The 6,000-nt window shown below is 67.7% G+C and carries 6 protein-coding genes and 2 pseudogenes; 6 read left to right on the forward strand and 2 right to left on the reverse strand.

Annotation, left to right across the window (positions count from 1 at the left end; translation table 11 throughout):
- The first annotated feature begins 537 nt into the window (after positions 1-537).
- The 3 genes from ABZ873_RS22930 to ABZ873_RS22940 all read left to right on the forward strand — a co-directional run bounded on the left by ABZ873_RS22930 (position 538) and on the right by ABZ873_RS22940 (position 3,313).
- Positions 538-1,494 carry a hypothetical protein gene (locus ABZ873_RS22930; RefSeq protein ID WP_360875123.1) on the forward strand — a complete coding sequence of 319 codons (957 nt, stop codon included), beginning with the start codon at positions 538-540 and terminating at the stop codon, positions 1,492-1,494.
- A gap of 440 nt (positions 1,495-1,934) precedes the next feature.
- Positions 1,935-2,240, forward strand: coding sequence for an STAS domain-containing protein (locus ABZ873_RS22935; RefSeq protein WP_360875126.1), 306 nt, complete (start codon positions 1,935-1,937; stop codon positions 2,238-2,240).
- Between the two features lie 308 nt (positions 2,241-2,548).
- Positions 2,549-3,313, forward strand: coding sequence for a hypothetical protein (locus ABZ873_RS22940; RefSeq protein ID WP_360875129.1), 765 nt, complete (start codon positions 2,549-2,551; stop codon positions 3,311-3,313).
- 33 nt (positions 3,314-3,346) lie between these two features.
- On the opposite strand, the pseudogene ABZ873_RS22945 reads toward ABZ873_RS22940, so the two are convergent.
- Positions 3,347-4,098 (reverse strand): annotated as a pseudogene (locus ABZ873_RS22945) (IS5 family transposase).
- Between the two features lie 252 nt (positions 4,099-4,350).
- On the opposite strand from ABZ873_RS22945, the gene ABZ873_RS22950 reads away from it, so the two are divergent.
- Together ABZ873_RS22950 and ABZ873_RS22955 are read left to right on the forward strand one after the other, a co-directional pair.
- The gene (locus ABZ873_RS22950; protein ID WP_360875132.1) at positions 4,351-4,704 is read left to right on the forward strand and encodes a hypothetical protein; all 354 of its coding nucleotides are present in this window, start codon (positions 4,351-4,353) and stop codon (positions 4,702-4,704) included.
- A 94-nt stretch (positions 4,705-4,798) separates the two neighbouring features.
- Positions 4,799-5,503: an LDL receptor domain-containing protein gene (locus ABZ873_RS22955; protein WP_360875134.1), complete on the forward strand. Its 705-nt coding sequence runs from the start codon at positions 4,799-4,801 to the stop codon at positions 5,501-5,503.
- Here ABZ873_RS22955 and ABZ873_RS22960 read toward each other — a convergent pair.
- Complete coding sequence (locus tag ABZ873_RS22960) at positions 5,461-5,859, reverse strand: diiron oxygenase (RefSeq protein WP_360875137.1); 399 nt, start codon at positions 5,857-5,859, stop codon at positions 5,461-5,463. The genes ABZ873_RS22955 and ABZ873_RS22960 overlap by 43 nt on opposite strands.
- A 47-nt stretch (positions 5,860-5,906) precedes the next feature.
- Between ABZ873_RS22960 and ABZ873_RS22965 the strand changes: the two are divergent.
- Positions 5,907-6,000 (forward strand): annotated as a pseudogene (locus ABZ873_RS22965) (DUF4126 domain-containing protein); the annotation flags it as partial.

Raw genomic sequence — 6,000 nt, forward strand, 5'->3', positions numbered from 1 at the left:
TCATGCCGATAGCCCGGTGCCCGCGCGCCCAGCGCCCGGGCCGTCCCGATGCCGGTGCGGCGCGGACGAGCAGGCACCGACATCTCACGCCGACCGAAGCGAACGCCGGGCTCTCCGACCCCAGGCGACAGAGGCCGTTGACGGCGACCGGCTCCGCTGCGGGGGAAACCTGCGGGCTGCGACCCGCGATGGCATCACAGGTCCCACCCGACATGCCGTTCCGGGGAGTGAAGGCGCTCTCAGAGAGTCGATGTTCGTGCAGGTCCTTCCCGCATCCGCCGCCGGTGCTTATCCTCAACGGACATGAGGGACGTATACACCGCCTTGGACTCCGCCACTCAATTATGGGGAGAGCTGGGGCGTGTCAGCTCTACCACCGAACTCCTCGATGCGGCACACAGCTTGTGGTGCGGACCCCGTTGTGACGAGGGACCGGGTTGTCCCTTCCTGCACTACCCCCGCACCCGCCCGCCCGACGCGCCACCGCGCTCGCCGGCTTCCCACTACACCCGGCGCACCGCCGAACTGTTCGGCCTCATGGGCGGCGGCTACCAGCCCGGCACACCCCAGGTCCACGAACTCAGCCTCTGGCCCCTGCTGAGACAGAGCATCACGAGGACCGATGCGGGTGCGACGGCCGCACTGGACTACACCGACTGGTCGAAGAAGCACGCGGCCTCCGCGACCGAGCTGTGCCGCTACATCTGCCGCGACGTCCTGCAGTGGATGGCGCTGTGGTGCGGTGACCGTTACGACATCCAGCCCGCCGCCGTGCACTACGTCGCCCTCACCAGCATCGTGGACGATCTCTGCATCCCGCCCCTCGACCTGGTGACGGGCCGATTCCGGCTCTACGAGCGCTCCGCCGCCGACCTCGCCGTCGCCCTGGACCACCAGGGATGGGGCCGTCACGGCGTGCACGCCATGCTGGCCATGGCCCGCCAGTACCTGCTCCAGTACGCCGAGAAGACCCACCGAGCCCTGCATCCACGCCTCAACGACCTGGAGAGCGTCTGGGACGCCGTGATCTACCGGACGTACACCGCCAACACCTACGGCGCCGCCATCGCCATCGAACAGGTATGCGGCCAGGTGTGCGACCTCAACGAGATCACGTGGACATGGCGGATGGACTCCGCCATCTGCGACGCCATCTCCATGGACCTCGCCAAGACCGCAGCCCTGGACATCTACCACGTCGACAACCACCAGCCCACCGCCCACGCCCAGCACGCCCGCCGCCGCGAAACCGGCTACCACTCCCTCTACCTGGACCTCATCGCCGACCTCGTGGCCACCGGGGCCCCAGACCCACTCGTGCACTTCGGCCGTTCCGGCTTTCTCTTCGTGCCCTTGGTCGAGCGCTATCCCGAACGCCGGCACGGCCGCCGCCACCCCCTGCGGCCCGCCATGCAGACACGTCTCCACGAGCTGTTCGGCGACACACCCACAGACCCCCACATCGAGCACGCCTTCCAACCCGAATTTCGATGACACAGGACACGCATCAGGAAGGGGCGGCCACCCGGGGACCGTGACCGCCGCTCTCACCGGCCCGGTTCCGCTGCTCTCCTCTGTCTGTGCCCCGCCGGCCGGACCGCGAGCACGGTGCGGACCTGCGTTCCGGATCAGAAGGTGCCGGGGAGTGCGCCGGTGACCTCGTTGCCGTGGCTGTAGAGGTTGGCGATAGCGACTGCCTGCCCCGCGGCCACATGAGCCGTTCGAAGGAGGCCACGTCGAGGTCGCGCAGCGCACCCTGGTGTGGTCCTTCCGCCTCGTACCGCCCCGCTGAGGTCCACAGCACCGGGCCGGCGGTGGTAGGACTGTGGTGTGGGGCATGCTGTCCTTTCGGCGCGCTGCCCCGTACGGTGCAGGTGGAAGACGGTTTGCGCCGATGGACTGCGAGGCCGGAGGTCTGTATGGAGTCGTCGAGGGTGACGGTTCGCTACGACGCGCACGGCAGGTTTGTCGTGAGCTGCGCAGGCGAGTTCGATCAGGAGACGGTCGGTGAACTCGCGGCCGCCTGCGACCGGGTGGACGCGGACGCAGGGCTGGTGGTGCTCGACGTGAAGGATGTGGCCTTCGCTGACTCGTCCTTCCTCAACACCTTGATCCAACTGCGCAACACCGGCCCGCTGGTCCTCCAGGGGCCGCTGCCGGACCAGCTGCACCGGCTGCTCAGTGTGACGGGGGCGCTCCCCCTGTTCGAGGTACGCGACGCCGGCGCGCAGGCCGGCTGAGCGCCCGCCGGATCAGCCCTGGGCTCTCTGCCTGCCGGCGTGATCGTCGACAGCCTCGGTGACTGCCGGCAGTACGGGCCGCCAAGCTCTAGGTCGTAGACGCCCTCCACCACGCTTGCCAGCAGGACCACGTCCTGATGTCTCCACTCGGGCATCAGCCCAATCGGCCCGGTAGCCACCGCAATGCATCCCCAATGGCCCGGAACGTGGCGGGGGGATGGCAAACATGCCTCGGCATGTCGATCGCCAGCCGAGGGCATCCGGATGGGGTTCAGTACTAGGGCCTGTCCGATGGGTCAAGAACAGGGATGCCCATCCAGGCCGCCATGAGGCGCTTTAATGCCCAGGTGGTGAACTGGACGCAGATGCACGACTGCTACGGGGATGTCGATCGAGTCCCCGCGCTTCTGGCACAGGTGGAGCTCGAGGACGACGCCGAAGCATGGAAGGAACTGGGATACCGGCTGGTCCTCGAACGCGACCTCGTCTTCCCCGCCAGCTTTGCCGCCTTGCCGCGCTTGATCTGCCTTGCCTCCAGGAGCGCACAGGCGCGTGGACTAGCGGGAACGATCCTGCGGTGCGCGGCAGGACACCATGGCTGCGATGACCTACTGGCGGGCTGCGCCGACGAAATCTCCGGGTTCCGCAAGTTGCTGGACCGGCACCTGCAATCGCGGCCAGTCGACTACCTCCCGGCCTTCCTCGATTCGCTCGCGGCCATGGAGGAGTACCACTGGAGTGCCGCCCTGGGGGACTTCACGGACGACTTCTACCACCTGGCATGCCCCCACTGCGCCGTAAAAGTGACGATCGCCATCGGGGACCACGGGCGCTATGCAGCGATCCGGGACTGGAACCGGGGCGACGTGGACCGCCGTGACCTACGGCCGACGCCCTCCGAGGCACTCTCCGGTACCAGCCGGTGGATGTACGAGACTGCCGTCCGCGACGGGCGCGAGGCACTCGCTGACGGAATCGCCTACCTCTTCGGCAAGGCTGAGTGCCCACGCTGTGCCAGCGTCTTTGACATCGCGGCCGAGTACACATCCGCCAACCGACCCGTCCTGCGGTAGGCCAGGGCGGGGCGGAAGCAGGCGAGAAGGGGCTCAGGAGCGGAGCCAGAGCCGGATCGCGGTGACGGTCACCGTGCCGTGGAAGACGTAAGCCCGTTTGTCGAATCGAGTGGCCACGACACGGAACCCTTTGAGGGCGTTGATCGTGCGCTCGACCTCGTTCCTGTGGCATACCGGGCCCGGTCGAAGCCGGTGGGCCGCCCGCCCTTGCTACCGCGGTTTTGCCGGTGGGCTTGCTGGTCGCGGCGCTCGGGGATGGTGTGCCAGATCTGTCTGCGTCGCAGATAGCGGCGGTTGAGGCGGGAGCTGTATGCCTCAGCGGACGCCGCCCACCTTCACCTACCAAATGGATCTTCGTGGTCAGCCCTCCTCGGGAACGGCCCAGCCCTTCGTCGTCCCGATGATGAGCGGGCCGACTTCGCCTGCCGGGGAGCACGGAGGCTGCTTGCGTGCACCGGCCGCATGCTGATGCGCCCGGCAGACCGTCGAGTCCACCCCGCCATCGTCCAGTCGAGACGGCCCTCGCTATCGGCATCGGCTTGGACTGCCTGCAAGATCTTGTCCCAGGTACCGTCCGCCGACCATCTGCGGTGCCTGTCATGCACCGTCTTCCACTGGCCGAATCGCATGGGCAGGTTCCGCCACGGGATGCCGGTCCGTTGCCGGAAGAGAATGTCGTTGATTACCACCCGGTGGCTCTTCCACCGCCCGCCTCGGCCTGCGCTCTTTGGCAGGTGCGGTGCCAGCCGGGCCCACTCCGCATCTGTCAGATCACCCGGCCCCACAACGAACGGAGCGATTCACCAGTCAGCCTGTCACGCGACCCATCGGACAGGCCCTAGGGGCCGGCACGACTGCCCGAGGGTGAACCCGCCCTACGGTCGGGATTGCTCACGGCAGACAAGGAATTCGCTGGGAGGACTGGAATACGGGACAGCGGCATGTCAATCTACACAGCCGTGATCGAGCGGGGGATTCCGATGGATCCCCCTCCTGTCCCCAACCATGGCATTGACCAAGGAGGTCATTTCTCCCGAATGCTGCTTCGCTACCTTCACATTCTCTTCTGTACTTCCCTTCTGCTCTTCTGTGCACTAAACGCGGTGCTTTCTCAACCGGATGCGGGTCGATTGCTTCTGTCGACTGCCTTGCTCCTGTGGGCTGGCAGCCTGCTCACCGTGGATCAAGCTCAACGCCGCCTCCGTTGCGACCGGTACGTCCTCGCCTACGTAGCGGCCCAGCCGAAGGTGAGCCCGGCCGGAGCAGCTCAGGCCCTTGACCTCACCCCCCGCGCGGCCGAGGCGAGCCTTGAAAGGCTGGCGGCTGATGGCCTGCTGGCCCGCGATGCGGAAAAGGTCGACCAGAAAACCTACAGCGTGCGCGTCAGGTAAGCACTACCTGCTGGCGGATACATACACCACGATCCCCGGTTTCCGAAACCGGGGATCGTGTGGACGATCAGTGGTGCGTGACGGCTGCTTGGCGGTGGACCGGAACGAGGTGGGCACCGCCACGCCTGCATCCCTCCGCGCCTACGGTGTCGGTGGCCGGCTGCCGACCCTCCGGGCCGAACCGACCCCGCTGGCGACCAGTACCCGCCCCAGCGCCTCGACCATGGGAATCGGCATCGGACGAGGGCCGAACCGCATCATGACTGGGGCTGCCTCCGCCGCCGTTTCCTACGACAGCGACGTAGAGCGAGCCAAGGCAACCGTCGATGACGTCAGTGTCTACGCGGTGATCGGGCGCCTCGCCGCCGAGCAGGTTTCCGTCACGTGCCGGGCTCAGAGGGGCTTGGGAACGCGGGGCGTCACCACGCTCACCCGGGCCTCGGTGGGAACTACCGAGCTGCCCGCGAGCCCGGCACCCAACACCGTGATCCGGTACCCCGCCGTCGCGCCCGTGCTCGAACTGACGGTCAACGAGCAGTCGACCGCCCAGGGCGCCTTGACCGTCAACGCCCTGCACGCACGCGCACTGGACGGCTCCGCGGACCTCGTCATGGGCTCGGCCACCTGCGGCCCCCTCGCCCCGCCGGACGAGCACACGTGCCCGGACGGCTTCGTCGCGTGCGGCGACGGCAGCTGCATCGACGCTTCTCTGGTGTGCGACGGTGACAGGGACTGTGCCGATGGCAGCGACGAGATCTACTGTGACCCGACTGCCGACGTGCAGTGTCTGGGGCACTGAGCAGGCCCGCCCGCGCCTGCTGCCTTCCCGGCCGCACGGCGGGTCCGCCACGCCGTGTCGGCCCCGGGCTGCGGCTCAGGGAGAAGACCGGCGTGCCGCCACCAGTGCTTGTCGGCCGAGGTGATCATGCCGATGTCTCTCAGGAACGGGACGACCCTGGCTCCACTCCACAGCAGCGTTTCTCGGAAGTGGGGGTCGGTGCGTAGCTGGCTACGAGCCGCGCGCGGGTCCAGGCCCATGTCCAGATAGACGCGGTTGTTGACGAGTAGCTTGGTGACCGCTACGGCACGCACGCCCATCCGCTGGCGCTGTACAGCGAGGCGGGCGGGCGGGGTGCGTCTGACGGAGTCCCGCATGGCGGCACGGGCGAAGGTGATGTGCCGGGCTTCATCTGCGACGTGGCTCCGACCTCAGCGCCGCCGCCCTCGGCGGCTCCACCGCCCTGGCCAGCCATTTCGTCAAGGCCGGCACCAGGATGGCGATCAACAGCTCCCCCG

The organism is Streptomyces sp. NPDC047014, assembly GCF_040644195.1.
In the GTDB taxonomy this organism is placed as follows: domain Bacteria; phylum Actinomycetota; class Actinomycetes; order Streptomycetales; family Streptomycetaceae; genus Streptomyces.